Below are 14,872 nucleotides of genomic sequence, written 5' to 3' on the forward strand. Positions count from 1 at the left end.
CAGGGTTGCCCCCATTGTCCAATATTCCCCACTGCTGCCTCCCGTAGGAGTCTGGGCCGTGTCTCAGTCCCAGTGTGGCTGATCTTCCTCTCAGAACAGCTAGAGATCGTCGCCTTGGTAGGCCTTTACCCCACCAACTAGCTAATCTCACTTAGGCCTATCTCTTGGCGAGAGCCGAAGCCCCCTTTGATCCGTAGATATCATGCGGTATTAGCAGTCGTTTCCAACTGTTGTCCCCCTCCAAGAGGCAAGTTCCTAAGCATTACTCACCCGTCCGCCGCTCGTCACCCAAGGAGCAAGCTCCTCTGTGCTACCGCTCGACTTGCATGTGTTAGGCCTGCCGCCAGCGTTCAATCTGAGCCATGATCAAACTCTTCAATTAATTTCAAAATCATGAATTTTTGCGCTGACACTCTTAATGAGTGCCCACACAGATTGTCTCGTTGCTAATTGTTAAAGAGCTGTGCCTGTTCAGGCGGCTTGATTCGTTCCGTAGAACCTCTCTCAAGCGGGACGCGCATTCTACGTCATCCCTCGTCTGTGTCAAGCAACTTTTTTATCTTTTCGTTGCCTGCCTCTCCCTGACTTACCCCCCGATCCCGACCTTCCTGGTCTGCCCGGCTTCGCCTGTCTGGCTTGCCGTTCGAAGTGGGGCGCATTGTAGAGATTTATATGCAAGCGTCAACACCCATACCTGATCTTTTTTGCAAATCCGGCGCTGACCGCTTAATTTTGAATCAAACGGTTAATAAGTGTTTCTCTTTGTGTATTTTTTGTTAATCTTGAACTCTTTAGCGGAACACCAGTCCAAATAATGGTCTGAATGCAGCTAAGTCAGTTTCGGAACGTTATTCATGAAAAAGATGCTACTGTCGGCCTTTGTCATCGCCATGTGCGGGGCTTCGGGTCAGTGCCTGTCTCAGGAAGAGCATACCAAGGCAGATAAATATAAGGAAACGTCCGACTTTATCCAACGACAAGTCAATCAAAATATGTCTATTGGCCGTGCGATCAAAAGTATAGTCAGCCATTACCCCCAGGATGTAGAGATTGTCGTTAGTACTGCTTTGGATTTATATCCGGATCAATATAAAGAAGTTATTCATGCAGCTATCTCTGCTCAGCCAGCGCTGACAGAGGATGTGGTTCGTATTGCTTTGGATAAAGGGGTCAGCACCTGCTCAAGTGTGGTGGAGACCGCCATTCAGGCAGAGCCAAGTTATGTGGACTTCGTCGTGAATGTGGCAGCGCACTCCACTCCTGAAGAATTAGATGACATTGTCCGGGTGGCCGTGTTGACTGAGCCTAACTCAGCTGACTCTATCGTTCGCTCCGTTGCCAAAGTGCATCCTAACAAGCTTATCCAGATCATCACCACTGCCATGGAAGCTGTACCTTTCGTTGGTGAATATATAGTAGAGGCATTGTTAGCTGCTTATCCAAATGATGCAGAGAATGTTGTCAGCACCGCGGTGCGCGAATCTAGTCATCAGGAAGGTCAACTGGAGAAGATTATTGAAACAGCCAGAAGTGCCGGATTGTCAGAAGAAGAGATCACTCAGTATGCTATCCAAGGCGGCGCGTCTGAGGAAGAAGTTGCAGCACTGATGCACGGACAATAATACAGGTGACACCGGCAATCACGGATTGCAGGCAATAAAAAACCGGGCCAGGCCCGGTTTTTTATTTTGCGGTAGTTTATTCCGCTGCTGCTTCTTCAGTCGCTTCGACTTCAGTCACAGGGCGGTCAACCAGCTCAACATAAGCCATAGGGGCGTTGTCACCGGTACGGAAGCCACATTTCAGAATACGAATGTAGCCACCAGGACGTTCGGTGTAACGAGGACCCAGCTCGTTGAACAGTTTACCTACTACCTCTTTGTCACCAGTGCGGGCAAAAGCCAAACGGCGATTTGCTACGCTGTCTTGCTTAGCAAGGGTGATAAGAGGCTCAATAACGCGACGCAGTTCTTTCGCCTTAGGCAAAGTGGTTTTGATGATTTCGTGTTTCACCAAAGAACCTGCCATATTGCGGAACATCGCTTGACGATGGCTGCTGTTGCGATTTAACTGACGACCACTCTTACGATGGCGCATGGTTCTTTCCTTCTTAACAGATCAGTTTAACTTGCGACCTGATTAGTCTTTCTCAGCAATGCTCTCAGGCGGCCAGTTTTCCAGGCGCATGCCCAGAGAAAGACCGCGGGAAGCGAGCACGTCTTTGATTTCTGTCAGAGACTTCTTACCCAAGTTAGGAGTCTTCAGCAGCTCGACTTCGGTACGCTGTACCAGGTCACCAATATACTGGATAGCTTCTGCCTTTAAGCAGTTGGCCGAACGCACGGTGAGTTCCAGGTCATCAACAGGACGAAGCAGAATCGGATCAAATTCCGGCTTCTCTTCTTTCGCCACTGGCTCTTTGATATCCCGCAGTTCAACGAAGGCATCCAGTTGTTCTGCCAGGATGGTGGCAGCGCGACGGATGGCTTCTTCGGGATCGATAGTGCCATTGGTTTCCATATCAATAATCAGCTTGTCCAAGTCGGTGCGTTGTTCAACACGGGCCGACTCGACGCTGTAGGCGATACGCTCTACAGGGCTGAAGGAAGCATCAACCAGCAGACGACCAATTGGTCTGTCGTCTTCTTCAGAGGTGCGGCGGGTGGCGGCTGGGATATAGCCGCGACCTGTCTCTACCTTGATGCGCATGCTAATAGAAGCGTCGCCAGTCAGGGTACAAATCACATGCTCGGGATTGGTAATCTCCACATCACCGTCATGCTGGATATCACCAGCCACTACCGGACCTGCGCCTGATTTCACCAGAGTCAGCATGGCCTCGCTCTTTCCTTCGAGGCGTACTGCCAAACCTTTAAGGTTCAACAGGATCTCGATAACGTCTTCTTGAACACCTTCTTTGGTGCTGTACTCGTGCAGCACGCCGTCGATCTCGACTTCAGTCACCGCACAACCAGGCATGGATGACAACAGGATACGACGCAGCGCATTGCCAAGGGTGTGGCCAAAACCACGCTCGAGGGGCTCGAGAGTGACCTTCGCACGAGTCTTGGATACGTTATCTATCTCGACTAACCTTGGTTTTAGGAATTCAGTTACAGAACCCGACATTGTTTCCTCTCTTTGACCTTCTTTACTTACTGTAAAGTTCGACGATCAGCTGTTCGTTAATTTCGGCAGACAGGTCACCGCGCTCAGGAATACGCTTGAACACGCCTTCCATCTTGTTGCTGTCCACTTCTATCCAAGTAGGCTTCTCACGCTGGTCAGCGAGTTCCAAGGCAGCCACGATACGTGCTTGCTTCTTGGCCTTCTCACGAACAGACACAACGTCTTCAGCAGAAACGCTAAAAGAAGGAACGTTCACAACCTGGCCGTTTACCATGATGGCTTTGTGGCTCACCATCTGACGTGCTTCAGCACGAGTAGAGGCGAATCCCATACGGTAAACGACGTTGTCCAGGCGCTGCTCCAGAAGTTGCAGCAGGTTTTCACCTGTGTTGCCTTTCAGACGTGCCGCTTCTTTGTAGTAGTTACGGAATTGCTTTTCCAGTACGCCGTAAGTACGACGAACTTTTTGCTTTTCACGCAACTGCACACCGTAGTCTGACAGACGGCCACGACGGGCGCCATGCTGACCAGGTGCAGTATCAATTTTACATTTCGAGTCAATTGCTCGAACGCCGCTTTTCAGGAACAGATCTGTTCCTTCGCGACGGCTAAGCTTGAGTTTTGGACCCAAATATCTTGCCATGATCTTTCTCCAACAGTCCGTCGATTAAACGCGACGTTTCTTCGGTGGACGACAACCGTTGTGAGGAATAGGCGTCACATCGGTAATGTTAGTGATACGGTAACCTACCGCGTTCAGGGCGCGGATCGCAGACTCACGGCCTGGTCCTGGACCTTTTACGAACACTTCTAGGTTTTTCAGACCGTATTCCTGAGCCGCAGTACCCGCACGCTCGGCAGCAACCTGCGCAGCAAACGGAGTAGACTTACGAGAGCCACGGAAACCCGAGCCACCGGAAGTCGCCCAAGACAATGCATTGCCCTGGCGGTCAGTGATAGTCACTATTGTGTTGTTGAAAGAGGCATGGATATGAGCCATACCGTCAGCGACCTGGCGCTTTACGCGCTTACGAGTACTACGTACTGGTGCCTTTGCCATGATTACCCCCGCTTACTTTTTGATCGGCTTACGAGGACCTTTACGGGTGCGCGCATTAGTTTTAGTGCGCTGACCACGTACAGGCAGGCTACGGCGGTGGCGCAAGCCACGGAAGCAACCTAGGTCCATCAAACGTTTAATGCTCATCGACACTTCACGACGCAAGTCACCTTCAACAGTGAACTTGGCAACTTCGTCACGCAGTTTGTCGATTTGCGCTTCATCAAGATCTTTGATCTTGGTTTCTTCTGCAACACCAGCGTTTGCACAAATGCTCTTAGCACGTGTAGCACCGATACCGAAGATCGCTTGGATAGCGATAACGGCATGCTTGTGTTCAGGGATGTTAATGCCAGCGATACGGGCCACTAACAGCACTCCTATAGTTAAATTGTCGTCAGCCTAAAAAGCCCGCTAGGATACTTATCCAACGACAAAATTGCAAATTTAGCTCTTTCGAGCCGTTTGGTTGATTAGCCTTGCCTTTGCTTATGCTTTGGCTCGCTGCTACAGATCACGCGCACAACACCGTTGCGCTTGATGATCTTGCAGTTACGGCAAATCGCTTTTACAGATGCACGAACTTTCATTTCGTCACTCCGCTAATGCCCAATCTTAACGGCCGAAGCCTTTAAGATTGGCTTTTTTCAGAACAGACTCATATTGATGAGACATCAAATGGGTCTGCACCTGCGCCATGAAGTCCATGATTACCACCACAATAATCAGCAGTGAAGTACCACCGAAATAGAACTGCACGTTCCAGGCAATCATCATAAATTCAGGCACTAAACAGATAAAGGTAATATACAGGGCACCAGCCAGAGTCAGTCTAGTCATCACCTTGTCGATGTAACGAGATGTCTGCTCACCAGGGCGAATACCAGGTACGAAAGCACCTGACTTCTTCAGGTTATCTGCTGTTTCGCGTGGGTTAAAAACCAGCGCAGTATAGAAGAAACAGAAGAAGATAATCGCCGCAGCGTACAACAACGCGTGCAGAGGTTGTCCAGGGGACAACATCATGGATACATCCTGCAACCAAGACATGGTTTCGCTCGAACCAAACCAGTTCGCCACAGTAGCGGGGAACAGGATGATACTGGAGGCGAAAATTGGTGGAATTACACCAGCCATGTTGACCTTCAGCGGCAAATGGGTGCTTTGCGCAGCAAACACCTTACGGCCTTGCTGACGCTTTGCGTAGTTAACGACGATACGACGTTGGCCACGCTCCACAAATACCACGAAGTAGGTCACGGCGATGACAATAGCACCAATCAACAGTAGCAGCAGCATATTCAGGTCGCCCTGACGCGCTTGCTCTACTGTTTGACCGATAGCTGATGGCAAACCTGCAACGATACCGGTGAAGATCAGAATAGAGATACCGTTGCCGATACCTCTTTCTGTGATCTGCTCACCCAGCCACATCAGGAACATGGTTCCGGTGACCAGGCTGACAACTGCCGTAAAGTAGAAGCCAAAGCCAGGATTCAGCACCAGACCTTGCACCATATTGGGCAAGCCGGTCGCAATAGCAATGGCCTGGAAGATAGACAATACAAGCGTTAAATAACGAGTGTACTGACTGATCTTACGACGGCCTGCTTCGCCTTCCTTCTTCAACTCCGCCATGGCAGGATGCACAACGGTCATCAACTGCATGATAATCGAAGCCGAGATATAGGGCATGATACCCAGCGCCAGGATTGATGCGCGTTCCAGGGCGCCACCGGAGAACATGTTAAACATTTCTACGATGGTACCCTTTTGCTGGTTGAACAAATCAGCCAGCACCGCAGCATCAATACCAGGAATAGGCACGAAAGAACCAAGCCTAAATACGATAATCGCACCCAAGACAAACAACAGTCTTGATTTAAGCTCGCTCAATCCGCCTTTGGCGCTTGAATCCAATCCTGGTTTAGCCATCTAGCTTATTCCTCTACTTTACCGCCGGCAGCTTCGATAGCTTCACGGGCGCCTTTCGTTACCTTCAAGCCACTAACTGTAACCGCGCGGGCGATTTCGCCACTCTTCATCACTTTAACGAACAGCACGTCTTTCTTAACCAGACCTGCTGCTTTCAAAGTTTCCAGAGAAACGATTTCACCTTCTACCTTGGCGATTTCACTCAGGTTAACCTGGTCAGAAACCAGAGACTTACGAGAGATAAAACCGAACTTTGGCAGACGGCGTTGGATAGGCATCTGACCACCTTCGAAACCGGGGCGAATGCTGCCACCAGAACGAGAGGTTTGACCCTTGTGACCACGGCCACCAGTCTTACCCAGGCCAGAACCGATACCACGGCCCAGACGCTTAGGAGATTTTTTGGCTCCCTGTGCAGGAGCAAGCGTATTTAATTGCATGGTTACTCCTCCACAATCTCAACCATGTAGCTGACCTTATTGATCATGCCACGAACTGCAGGGGTATCCTCCAGCTCACGAACATGACCAATGCGACGCAGTCCCAAACCAGTCAGGGTCGCCTTGTGCTTTGGCAGACGGGCGATCGCGCTCTTGGTTTGTCTTACTTTAATAGTCTTAGCCATGTCCAATTACCCCAAAATCTGTTCTACGGACAAGCCACGCTTAGCAGCAACTTGCTCAGGTGACTTCATATCAGTCAGAGCATTGATAGTTGCACGCACCACGTTGATTGGGTTTGTAGAGCCGTAGCATTTTGAAAGTACGTTGTGAACGCCAGCAACTTCCAGTACTGCACGCATCGCACCACCGGCAATGATACCGGTACCTTCAGATGCTGGCTGCATGTATACCTGGGAGCCTGAGTGACGTCCCTTGATTGGGTGCTGAAGGGTATTACCATTCAGACCAACGGTTACCAGGTTACGACGCGCCTTTTCCATCGCCTTTTGAATAGCGGCTGGAACTTCGCGGGCCTTACCATAGCCGAAGCCTACACGACCGGCACCGTCACCCACTACTGTCAGGGCGGTGAAGCTCATGATGCGTCCACCTTTAACAGTCTTGGCTACACGGTTTACGGCAATCAGCTTCTCTAACAGTTCACCGTTTTGTTGAACTTCTACTTTAGCCATAATCTACTCCTAGAACTGAAGACCTGCTTCGCGAGCAGCGTCGGCCAGTGCCTTCACACGACCGTGATATTTGAAACCGCTGCGATCAAAGGCTACTTCAGTAATGCCTTTCTCGATTGCACGTTGCGCGATCACTTTACCAACGGCAGCAGCTGCAGCGACATTACCTGTCACAGACAGGTCCTTACGCAGATCTGCTTCCACGGTAGAAGCTGCCGCCAGCACTTCTGAGCCGGTAGGGGCAATCAGCTGTGCATAAATATGGCGGGGTGTGCGGTGTACAACCAAGCGATGCGATCCCAGTTCAACGATTTTTTTGCGGGCGCGAGTGGCGCGGCGCAAACGAGCTGTTTTCTTATCCATCGTATCACCCACTTACTTTTTCTTAGCTTCTTTACGACGCACAACTTCATCGGCATAACGCACACCTTTGCCCTTGTAAGGCTCTGGTGGACGATAACCACGGATGTTGGCCGCAACCTGGCCTACCAGCTGCTTGTCAGCGCCTTTAACGATGACTTCAGTTTGGGTAGGAGTTTCTACGGTGATGCCGGCAGGCATCTCGTAGGCTACAGGGTGAGAGAAGCCCAGTGACAGGTTCAGTTTGGTGCCCTGTGCCTGAGCACGGTAACCAACGCCTTGCAACTGCAGTTTCTTCTCGAATCCTGCGGTAACACCGATCATCATGCCGTTCAGCAGAGCGCGAGCAGTACCAGCCTGAGCCCAACCATCAACTGCACCTTCACGAGGTAGAGTCTTCAGCAGGTTCTCTTCTTTTACTACTTCAACAGCGCTGTTGAAGGTACGGTTCAGCGTACCGTTTTTACCTTTAAGGGTGACTTCCTGGCCTTTAATGGTGACTTCTACACCAGACAGGATTTCAACCGGGGCTTTTGCTACACGTGACATCGATAATCCTCCGTTACGCTACATAGCCGATGATCTCACCGCCCATACCGGCTTTACGAGCCGCACGGTCAGTCATCACACCCTTGGATGTTGAAACAATAGCGACACCCAAACCACCCATTACTTTTGGCAGCTCATCTTTCTTTTTGTAGATGCGCAGACCAGGGCGGCTGACACGCTCAATGGTTTCAATAACTTTTTTGCCTTCGAAGTACTTCAAAGTAACTTCCAAAGAAGGCTTAACGTCACCAGAAGCAGCGAAGTCAGTGATATAACCTTCATCCTTAAGCACTTTGGCGATAGCCACGCGCAGTTTGGAAGAAGGCATAGACACAGATACTTTGCCGGCCAACTGACCGTTACGGATGCGGGTAAACATATCCGCGATAGGATCTTGCATGCTCATATAAGCTACTCCTTACCAGCTGGCTTTCTTAAGACCAGGGACTTCACCACGCATGGCGGCCTCACGCAGTTTGATACGGCTTAAGCCGAACTTGCGCAGGAAACCATGGGGACGACCTGTAATGCGGCAACGGTTGTGCAGACGCGTACGGGCGGAGTCACGAGGTAGTGATTGAAGCTTAAGCACTGCATCCCAGCGCTCTTCATCAGAAGTATTTACGCTGCTGATGATGGCTTTCAGCTCGGCGCGCTTTTCAGCGTGCTTGGCTACCAGTTTGGCGCGCTTTACTTCACGCGCTTTCATTGATTGTTTTGCCATAACCCTACACCTTATTTCTTGAATGGGAAGTTAAAAGCAGCCAGCAGAGCGCGACCTTCCTCATCCGTAGTTGCAGTAGTAGTGATAGTAATATCCATACCACGCACCTTGTCGACTTTATCAAAGTCGATTTCGGGGAAGATGATTTGCTCACGAACACCCATGCTATAGTTTCCACGGCCGTCAAAAGACTTGCTATTCAGGCCACGGAAGTCACGGATACGTGGGATAGCGATTGAAACCAAACGCTCAAGGAATTCCCACATACGCTCGCCACGTAGGGTTACTTTACAGCCAATCGGATAACCTTCACGGATTTTAAAACCCGCTACGGATTTGCGTGCAACGGTAACAACAGGCTTTTGACCAGCAATCGCCTGCATGTCAGCAGTGGCGTTTTCCAACACCTTCTTGTCCGCTACAGCCTCACCCAGACCCATGTTCAGGGTGATCTTTTCAATCCGAGGGACTTGCATGACGCTTTTGTAGCCGAACTGCTTCGCAAGTTCAGCCACTACTGTTTCTTTATAGAAATCATGCAGTTTCGCCATCGATTTTCTCCAATTATTAAACCAGTTCGCCGTCAGACTTGAAGAAACGTACTTTCTTGTCGCCTTCAAGACGGAAACCGACGCGATCAGCCTTGCCCGTTTTAGGGTTCAGGATCGCTACATTCGATACATGAATGGATGCTTCTTTCTCTACGATGCCACCAGCAACGCCCAACTGTGGGTTAGGCTTCTGGTGCTTCTTCATCACATTCACACCTTCAACTACCAGACGGTCAGACTCAACCAGCACTTTCAGGACTTTGCCCTTCTTGCCTTTGTCTTTACCGGCCAATACTACTACTTCATCATCACGACGAATTTTTCTAGCCATTATCGTGACTCCTTACAGTACCTCAGGGGCCAGTGAGATGATCTTCATGAATTTGTCTCCACGAAGCTCACGGGTTACCGGTCCAAAGATACGCGTACCAATAGGTTGCTTGTTGTTGTTTAGCAACACGGCTGCGTTGCTGTCGAAACGGATGATAGATCCGTCAGGACGGCGAACGCCTTTTCTAGTACGCACCACCACTGCATTCAGTACGTCACCTTTTTTAACTTTACCGCGAGGAATTGCTTCCTTGACGGTAACTTTGATGATGTCACCGATATGTGCATAACGGCGATGCGAGCCACCAAGAACCTTAATACACATTACCCTGCGCGCACCGGAGTTATCGGCCACGTCCAGGCTAGTTTGCATTTGGATCATTGTTAGTGCTCCGCTGTTGTTACGGCCTTCTCAGGCCATTCTGCTGCTTTAATAGTCATACCCCTATAAAAAGGGCGCGAAATAATAACAGAAAAGAAAATGCAGTGATACCTGAAATGTTGAAAAAAACGCCGGGAGCGTTTTTTGACGTTGGCGTACCCGCCAACGGCCGCCGAAGGGGGTGAATCCCAGGGATGGGATGAACAAAAAAACGCATCCCGAAACCAGCTCAAAATCTGCGTGGATACTAAGAACTCGTTAATATAATCCCTCCCTGGAGCCGGAGCCTGACCATCCACGGTCAGCCGCGACACTCTCAAAGCGTGACGTTAAGTTAACCTTAGCCCTAAGGGGCGAGTGTCACCCCGCCAACGGCCCTTCAGGGCGCAGGGCAGGGATAGCCCGAAGAAAAAAACGCCAATCAAAACAATGCCACTAGCCCATATAACTCTCTGGAGAAACACTAAATATCAGCCGGCATAAAACAAAAAAGCGCCAAAAGGCGCTTTTCTAAACTCAAAATCGAAAAATCCTCACTCTTCCACAGTCTCAGACATCAAAGACACCTTATACCCGCTGGCAGAACTGCTATCAGGCTCCACTACCACCACATAAGACGTTTCCTCATTAATGGCCATGGCCTGAGTTCGATACAGCAAGGTCTCATTGCCACTGTTATCGTCATACAAGGCAATAATCTCGTAGTAGTCGCTTGGCAACACCAAATCATCAGATTCGGCAAACTCTAAGCGGGTCAGCTTAAACTCTGCCGTTTCCACAGTTTCGTCCTGACGCACAAAGTAGATTTCAATCTCGTCATAGTCTTTGACCAGATTGACCGCGTTAATCTCATGCTCGTACACCTGAGGCAAATCACTGTCTAAAAACGCCAAAGAACTGAGCTTGTCTTCTTTATTGCGATAAAACACCACCGTCTTGCTCTCACCCTGGTTAAGGGTGAGCAACTTATTGGCAAAAGCCATATTGGCATCAGAGGCTGAGGCCGAAAGTTGGTAGTCACCATATTTCACCAGCCCGTAGCTTGATAGTTGCCCAGCCCCCACGGCCATGTCCTGTTGCACGTCGGTGCCGGACAGACGGGCATCAACCGATCCTTCCTCCTTCAGACTGTTGTAATAACGATATTGCGCTCCCGCTCGCACATCTTTATATGAGGGAATAGAGGTTGAGTTGATCACCAGGTCCACGACCAGATTGTTCTTCACCGCACCGGCCGTAGACCTCACTACCAGCGTGTATTCAGTGGCATAGATGAAGTTGATGCTGTCACTTTCATATACAACTTCGGTCTCTCCTGGCGCAGTCAGGTAAATGACATATTCGTCCAGATCCCAGTCACTACTGTCTGTGTCGCCATCCCAATATTCAGCCTCGGAAACATTGGCAAAATCCAGGGTGGAAACCAGATGGGCATCTTCAAAAGGAGCACCGGATTCCGCGACATAGAGGTCGTAACTTTGTCCTTCGATAGCAGACAGACCATTAAGGATGAAGTGATTGTCTAAGGATTGACGTTCGTATTTATGCTCGAGCAGGGTTGGCGCGTCATAATCCCCCAGCAACAAGTAGAGAGATTTGTGTCCACTTGAGGTCTCAATGCTCTTTGAGAGGATTTCAATCACCTTGTTGTCGGCGTCGGTGCGTTGCAGGGTTAGATCCATTTGCTCTGCGTCAAGCGTTAATAGACTGGTGGCATCACCATAACTGGCACTGCCTTTACTGACATCATCCAACAACAGCTCGGTCTCGGCACTATTGGGCGACGCATTATAAAACTGCAGGTAGGCATCGGGGTAATTGCTGTTACCACCGTCAGAGCCTCCACATGCCGACAGTGCGATCGCTGCGGCAAGTGGAAGAAGCATGTTCATGGTTTTCATTTATTGTCCTTGTGTTGTGACTGACTCATCACAGACACAAGGACAATCACCGAGTTCTTGAGGATTCCGATTCTTTACCAATCTTTACAAGCCTTTACATTCGGCATCGAATTGTTGAATAGCTGTGTCTTGAAAGCGCAAAAAAACAAAGGCCCGGTAACGGGCCTTTGGGCAAACTTAATGTTGCGTATCGACTTGTTGTAAATAGCGGGTAAAGTCAGGCTGGAAACGCTCCTTTAGAGCAATGCACTGGGCCGTTCCATCCATGGCCACTTCGAAACTTCTGGTCATGCCGTCAAACTTATCCATCACCTTGGGATAAAAGGCCTTTGCCAGTTCCATATTGTGCGTATCGCAACTGCTGGAGACAAACTCGGGCATACGGGCCACGTGATAACTGGGCATGCGCGCCACCAGCTTATCGAAGTTTTTATCCAGCCACTGGTAGAACAGATCCTGTTTTTCCTGCGCCTGCGAAGCCACCCGCAAGTTATAAATCACATCAGCGGGGCTCATCTGTTCATCGAAAGAGAACGCCATCAATTTGCTCAGATTACTGTCCTGCGGAAAATCCATGCCGGCCATAATAGTGTATCGAATATTAGCGTCGGTATGTTTGAGATAGGCCTGACGGTATTTCTCGAACCAACTGGCATCGCCGTATTTAGCCACATTGCTCAATGCCGACGTCGCGATGCCTTTAGAAACGCTGGCGGGATCTGCCAGGTACTGTTCAGTTAGCTGCCGGCTTTGCTTGTCGATCGCCTGAGTGTGGCCATATTCACTCAGGATAGAGAAGACGGACTGGCGCAAACGAATCACATTCTCTGCGTCGTCGTCCTGTCCCCTTACACCCAGCTTCTCATACCAAGGCAGCATTTTAGCTTGTACAAAGTGAGCAAAGACCGCTGTGTTGCTGTCATCAACCAGATAAGTTAAGTCTCTGAGTGAACCGATAACGGCACGCACTACGTCGGGATCATCTACCTGGGCGAGACTGTTAAGCACCTGCATATGTTGATCCAAGGAAATTTCATTGGCCTGCAACAGGGCGCCTGAGTTGTACAGCAATTCCTTTTTCTCGCGGCTGCTGAGGGCAAGTACATCGGCCAGTAGAGCCTGACGCTGTTTCGCCGAGGTTTTCCAACGAAAATATCCCATGGCATTGTCGTTGGGATAAATCCAGTCGGCTTCAGCCAATTGACTGGCGAAAGATTCCTTGGCATTCAGATACAGCTTCTGGTGATGTATTTTTCCGTTCTTCTTGTAGCTGATGGCCAAAGGAACAGTCCATATTTGCTCTTCCACATCGGCACCCGCCAAACGGTAACGCTTCTGCACAATCTTTCCTTCATCGCTGAATTCTACAAGCGGGTAACCGGGCTGCTCCAGATAGGTTTTCATCATGGCCGGCACATCGAAATCGGCCACATCGGCAAACACTGCCCATAAGTCATCGGCGGTGGTATTACCCCATTTGTGCTTCTGCATGTACTTCTGAATGGCTTGTTGTACCGGTTTTTCGCCAATCAGCGACTCGATCATATTGAGAATGGACTCACCCTTGCTGTAGTTAAGTCCAAGACCATCCATCACATCGGCGGAAGAGCGAACCACTTTTTTCACCGGCTTAGTAGTGGGACTGGCATCCGCGATAAAGGCCCCTTCCTGTTCCAGACGGTTTTGGAAATTCAGCTCAGGATATAGCTGCATCATTATTTTGCTCGCCATCCACGAGGCAAAGGCTTCGTTCAGCCATAGGTCATCCCACCAGGCCATCGTCACCAAATTGCCGTACCATTGGTGGGCAATTTCATGGGTCACTGTATTCAGGGGCCCGCTGCGCTCTGCCAGTCCGGGCTCGTCTTCAAGCAACAGTAAGCTGCTGCGATAAGTAATCAGGCCGGCATTTTCCATTGCCCCGTGGGTAAAGTTAGGCACGGCAATAAAATCCAGCTTCTCGTAGGGGTAGGGCATGCCGAAATAGTTTTCCAGCGCGTTGAGGATCTGTGGCGTTTGAGAAACGATAAACTTGGTTTGCGCCGCCTTACCCTTGGGGGTATAGATTTTACCAGGTACAGATAAACCGGTGATTTCCGCAGAATCCAATTCACCTACCGCAAAGGCGACTAAATAAGTCGGCATTGGCTTGGTCTGTTTAAATACCACCTTCTGCCAACCGTTCTCGACGGTGCGTTCTGCAACTGGGGTGTTTGACAACACCACCTGCTTTTGTGGCGCCTCAATAGTGACTTGATATGGGATTTTATAATTAGGCTGGTCGAAACTTGGGAATGCCCGACGGGCTTCCATATCTTCAAATTGGGTGAACAGATAATTTCTGTCTTCAAATCTCGACAGGTACAAACCATCAGAGCTGGTATTCACTTTGCCAGAGTAAATAATGTGCAGGCGGTATTCCCCCACAGCTAAGGTTTTGTCGGCTCTGGCGGTTTGAATATCATAGTTACCAGCAGTGACGCTAAGGGGGATAGCTTCCTCACCTTTCAGTAGCTCAACTTTCTGCAGGTCCAGGTCTATCTGATAGAAAGCCAGCACATTTGTGGGCTTGGCGATTTGGATAGTGATCCAGGTTTCCCCACTAAAATCGGGGCTATCGGGATCCAGCTTCAGATGGATCTTTTGGAAACTGGGCGTGATAGTTCCAGGTAGTTGGTATTCTGGATTAGCCGACAAACTCAGGCTGAGTATGGTCAGCAGCAATCCAAACAATGCGATGTTACCTCGCAAGCGCATAGAAAATTCCTTATTGCTGTGGGCAGGGGTTGCCAACAAAAAGGACAAGCTAACCGAGG

20 protein-coding genes and 1 rRNA gene are annotated in these 14,872 nt (G+C 49.8%); 1 reads left to right on the forward strand and 20 read right to left on the reverse strand.

The features are described 5' to 3' along the window. Window positions 1–382: ribosomal RNA gene (locus P2G88_RS05755) — 16S ribosomal RNA — on the reverse strand; the annotation flags it as partial. A gap of 472 nt (window positions 383–854) precedes the next feature. Here P2G88_RS05755 and P2G88_RS05760 point away from each other — a divergent pair. Continuing rightward, window positions 855–1,622 (forward strand): hypothetical protein, encoded by a 768-nt coding sequence (locus tag P2G88_RS05760; protein ID WP_275794804.1) that lies wholly within the window; start codon window positions 855–857, stop codon window positions 1,620–1,622. A 76-nt stretch (window positions 1,623–1,698) separates the two neighbouring features. Here P2G88_RS05760 and rplQ read toward each other — a convergent pair whose 3' ends face one another. The 19 genes from rplQ to P2G88_RS05855 all read right to left on the reverse strand — a co-directional run bounded on the left by rplQ (window position 1,699) and on the right by P2G88_RS05855 (window position 14,813). Next, the gene (rplQ, locus tag P2G88_RS05765) at window positions 1,699–2,097 is read right to left on the reverse strand and encodes a 50S ribosomal protein L17 (protein WP_275794805.1); all 399 of its coding nucleotides are present in this window, start codon (window positions 2,095–2,097) and stop codon (window positions 1,699–1,701) included. A 42-nt stretch (window positions 2,098–2,139) separates the two neighbouring features. After that, entirely contained in the window at window positions 2,140–3,129 is a 990-nt protein-coding gene (rpoA, locus tag P2G88_RS05770; RefSeq protein WP_275794806.1) for a DNA-directed RNA polymerase subunit alpha, read from the reverse strand. Window positions 3,130–3,151: 22 nt separating this feature from the next. Next, a complete protein-coding gene (gene rpsD, locus P2G88_RS05775; RefSeq protein WP_275794807.1) occupies window positions 3,152–3,772 on the reverse strand; it encodes a 30S ribosomal protein S4 in 621 nt (206 codons plus the stop codon). Window positions 3,773–3,796: 24 nt separating this feature from the next. Continuing rightward, entirely contained in the window at window positions 3,797–4,189 is a 393-nt protein-coding gene (rpsK, locus tag P2G88_RS05780; protein WP_275794809.1) for a 30S ribosomal protein S11, read from the reverse strand. Window positions 4,190–4,201: 12 nt separating this feature from the next. Further along, entirely contained in the window at window positions 4,202–4,558 is a 357-nt protein-coding gene (gene rpsM / locus P2G88_RS05785) for a 30S ribosomal protein S13 (protein ID WP_275794810.1), read from the reverse strand. A gap of 104 nt (window positions 4,559–4,662) precedes the next feature. Beyond that, window positions 4,663–4,779, reverse strand: coding sequence for a 50S ribosomal protein L36 (gene rpmJ, locus P2G88_RS05790; RefSeq protein WP_275794811.1), 117 nt, complete (start codon window positions 4,777–4,779; stop codon window positions 4,663–4,665). Window positions 4,780–4,804: 25 nt separating this feature from the next. Then, complete coding sequence (gene secY / locus P2G88_RS05795) at window positions 4,805–6,124, reverse strand: preprotein translocase subunit SecY (RefSeq protein ID WP_275794812.1); 1,320 nt, start codon at window positions 6,122–6,124, stop codon at window positions 4,805–4,807. A gap of 5 nt (window positions 6,125–6,129) precedes the next feature. After that, window positions 6,130–6,564 (reverse strand): 50S ribosomal protein L15, encoded by a 435-nt coding sequence (gene rplO, locus P2G88_RS05800; RefSeq protein ID WP_275794813.1) that lies wholly within the window; start codon window positions 6,562–6,564, stop codon window positions 6,130–6,132. 2 nt (window positions 6,565–6,566) lie between these two features. After that, a complete protein-coding gene (gene rpmD, locus P2G88_RS05805) occupies window positions 6,567–6,749 on the reverse strand; it encodes a 50S ribosomal protein L30 (RefSeq protein WP_275794814.1) in 183 nt (60 codons plus the stop codon). Window positions 6,750–6,755: 6 nt separating this feature from the next. Beyond that, window positions 6,756–7,259, reverse strand: a complete 504-nt coding sequence (rpsE, locus tag P2G88_RS05810; RefSeq protein ID WP_275794815.1) for a 30S ribosomal protein S5 — start codon at window positions 7,257–7,259, stop codon at window positions 6,756–6,758. A 9-nt stretch (window positions 7,260–7,268) separates the two neighbouring features. Next, on the reverse strand, window positions 7,269–7,622 hold the full coding sequence (gene rplR / locus P2G88_RS05815) for a 50S ribosomal protein L18 (protein ID WP_275794817.1): 354 nt from the start codon (window positions 7,620–7,622) through the stop codon (window positions 7,269–7,271). A 12-nt stretch (window positions 7,623–7,634) separates the two neighbouring features. Next, window positions 7,635–8,168 carry a 50S ribosomal protein L6 gene (rplF, locus tag P2G88_RS05820; protein ID WP_275794818.1) on the reverse strand — a complete coding sequence of 178 codons (534 nt, stop codon included), beginning with the start codon at window positions 8,166–8,168 and terminating at the stop codon, window positions 7,635–7,637. A 13-nt stretch (window positions 8,169–8,181) separates the two neighbouring features. After that, window positions 8,182–8,574 carry a 30S ribosomal protein S8 gene (gene rpsH, locus P2G88_RS05825; RefSeq protein WP_275794819.1) on the reverse strand — a complete coding sequence of 131 codons (393 nt, stop codon included), beginning with the start codon at window positions 8,572–8,574 and terminating at the stop codon, window positions 8,182–8,184. Window positions 8,575–8,586: 12 nt separating this feature from the next. After that, complete coding sequence (gene rpsN, locus P2G88_RS05830; protein WP_275794820.1) at window positions 8,587–8,892, reverse strand: 30S ribosomal protein S14; 306 nt, start codon at window positions 8,890–8,892, stop codon at window positions 8,587–8,589. 11 nt (window positions 8,893–8,903) lie between these two features. Then, window positions 8,904–9,443 carry a 50S ribosomal protein L5 gene (gene rplE, locus P2G88_RS05835; protein WP_275794822.1) on the reverse strand — a complete coding sequence of 180 codons (540 nt, stop codon included), beginning with the start codon at window positions 9,441–9,443 and terminating at the stop codon, window positions 8,904–8,906. A gap of 16 nt (window positions 9,444–9,459) precedes the next feature. Beyond that, entirely contained in the window at window positions 9,460–9,774 is a 315-nt protein-coding gene (gene rplX, locus P2G88_RS05840) for a 50S ribosomal protein L24 (protein ID WP_275794824.1), read from the reverse strand. A gap of 12 nt (window positions 9,775–9,786) precedes the next feature. After that, window positions 9,787–10,155, reverse strand: coding sequence for a 50S ribosomal protein L14 (rplN, locus tag P2G88_RS05845; protein WP_275794825.1), 369 nt, complete (start codon window positions 10,153–10,155; stop codon window positions 9,787–9,789). Window positions 10,156–10,688: 533 nt separating this feature from the next. Continuing rightward, on the reverse strand, window positions 10,689–12,056 hold the full coding sequence (locus tag P2G88_RS05850) for a DUF4397 domain-containing protein (RefSeq protein ID WP_275794827.1): 1,368 nt from the start codon (window positions 12,054–12,056) through the stop codon (window positions 10,689–10,691). 177 nt (window positions 12,057–12,233) lie between these two features. Next, window positions 12,234–14,813 carry a M1 family metallopeptidase gene (locus P2G88_RS05855; RefSeq protein WP_275794828.1) on the reverse strand — a complete coding sequence of 860 codons (2,580 nt, stop codon included), beginning with the start codon at window positions 14,811–14,813 and terminating at the stop codon, window positions 12,234–12,236. Window positions 14,814–14,872 lie beyond the last annotated feature (59 nt).

The sequence above is a fragment of the Aliiglaciecola sp. CAU 1673 genome, from assembly GCF_029223185.1.
Lineage (GTDB): Bacteria > Pseudomonadota > Gammaproteobacteria > Enterobacterales > Alteromonadaceae > Bowmanella.

Bases quoted from the DNA above. Each gene is read 5' to 3' on its own strand.
- P2G88_RS05760 (WP_275794804.1), top strand. From the start codon at position 855: ATGAAAAAGATGCTACTGTCGGCCTTTGTCATCGCCATGTGCGGGGCT.
- rplQ (WP_275794805.1), bottom strand. From the start codon at position 2,097: ATGCGCCATCGTAAGAGTGGTCGTCAGTTAAATCGCAACAGCAGCCAT.
- rpoA (WP_275794806.1), bottom strand. From the start codon at position 3,129: ATGTCGGGTTCTGTAACTGAATTCCTAAAACCAAGGTTAGTCGAGATA.
- rpsD (WP_275794807.1), bottom strand. From the start codon at position 3,772: ATGGCAAGATATTTGGGTCCAAAACTCAAGCTTAGCCGTCGCGAAGGA.
- rpsK (WP_275794809.1), bottom strand. From the start codon at position 4,189: ATGGCAAAGGCACCAGTACGTAGTACTCGTAAGCGCGTAAAGCGCCAG.
- rpmJ (WP_275794811.1), bottom strand. From the start codon at position 4,779: ATGAAAGTTCGTGCATCTGTAAAAGCGATTTGCCGTAACTGCAAGATC.
- secY (WP_275794812.1), bottom strand. From the start codon at position 6,124: ATGGCTAAACCAGGATTGGATTCAAGCGCCAAAGGCGGATTGAGCGAG.
- rplO (WP_275794813.1), bottom strand. From the start codon at position 6,564: ATGCAATTAAATACGCTTGCTCCTGCACAGGGAGCCAAAAAATCTCCT.
- rpmD (WP_275794814.1), bottom strand. From the start codon at position 6,749: ATGGCTAAGACTATTAAAGTAAGACAAACCAAGAGCGCGATCGCCCGT.
- rpsE (WP_275794815.1), bottom strand. From the start codon at position 7,259: ATGGCTAAAGTAGAAGTTCAACAAAACGGTGAACTGTTAGAGAAGCTG.
- rplR (WP_275794817.1), bottom strand. From the start codon at position 7,622: ATGGATAAGAAAACAGCTCGTTTGCGCCGCGCCACTCGCGCCCGCAAA.
- rplF (WP_275794818.1), bottom strand. From the start codon at position 8,168: ATGTCACGTGTAGCAAAAGCCCCGGTTGAAATCCTGTCTGGTGTAGAA.
- rpsH (WP_275794819.1), bottom strand. From the start codon at position 8,574: ATGAGCATGCAAGATCCTATCGCGGATATGTTTACCCGCATCCGTAAC.
- rpsN (WP_275794820.1), bottom strand. From the start codon at position 8,892: ATGGCAAAACAATCAATGAAAGCGCGTGAAGTAAAGCGCGCCAAACTG.
- rplE (WP_275794822.1), bottom strand. From the start codon at position 9,443: ATGGCGAAACTGCATGATTTCTATAAAGAAACAGTAGTGGCTGAACTT.
- rplX (WP_275794824.1), bottom strand. From the start codon at position 9,774: ATGGCTAGAAAAATTCGTCGTGATGATGAAGTAGTAGTATTGGCCGGT.
- rplN (WP_275794825.1), bottom strand. From the start codon at position 10,155: ATGATCCAAATGCAAACTAGCCTGGACGTGGCCGATAACTCCGGTGCG.
- P2G88_RS05850 (WP_275794827.1), bottom strand. From the start codon at position 12,056: ATGAAAACCATGAACATGCTTCTTCCACTTGCCGCAGCGATCGCACTG.
- P2G88_RS05855 (WP_275794828.1), bottom strand. From the start codon at position 14,813: ATGCGCTTGCGAGGTAACATCGCATTGTTTGGATTGCTGCTGACCATA.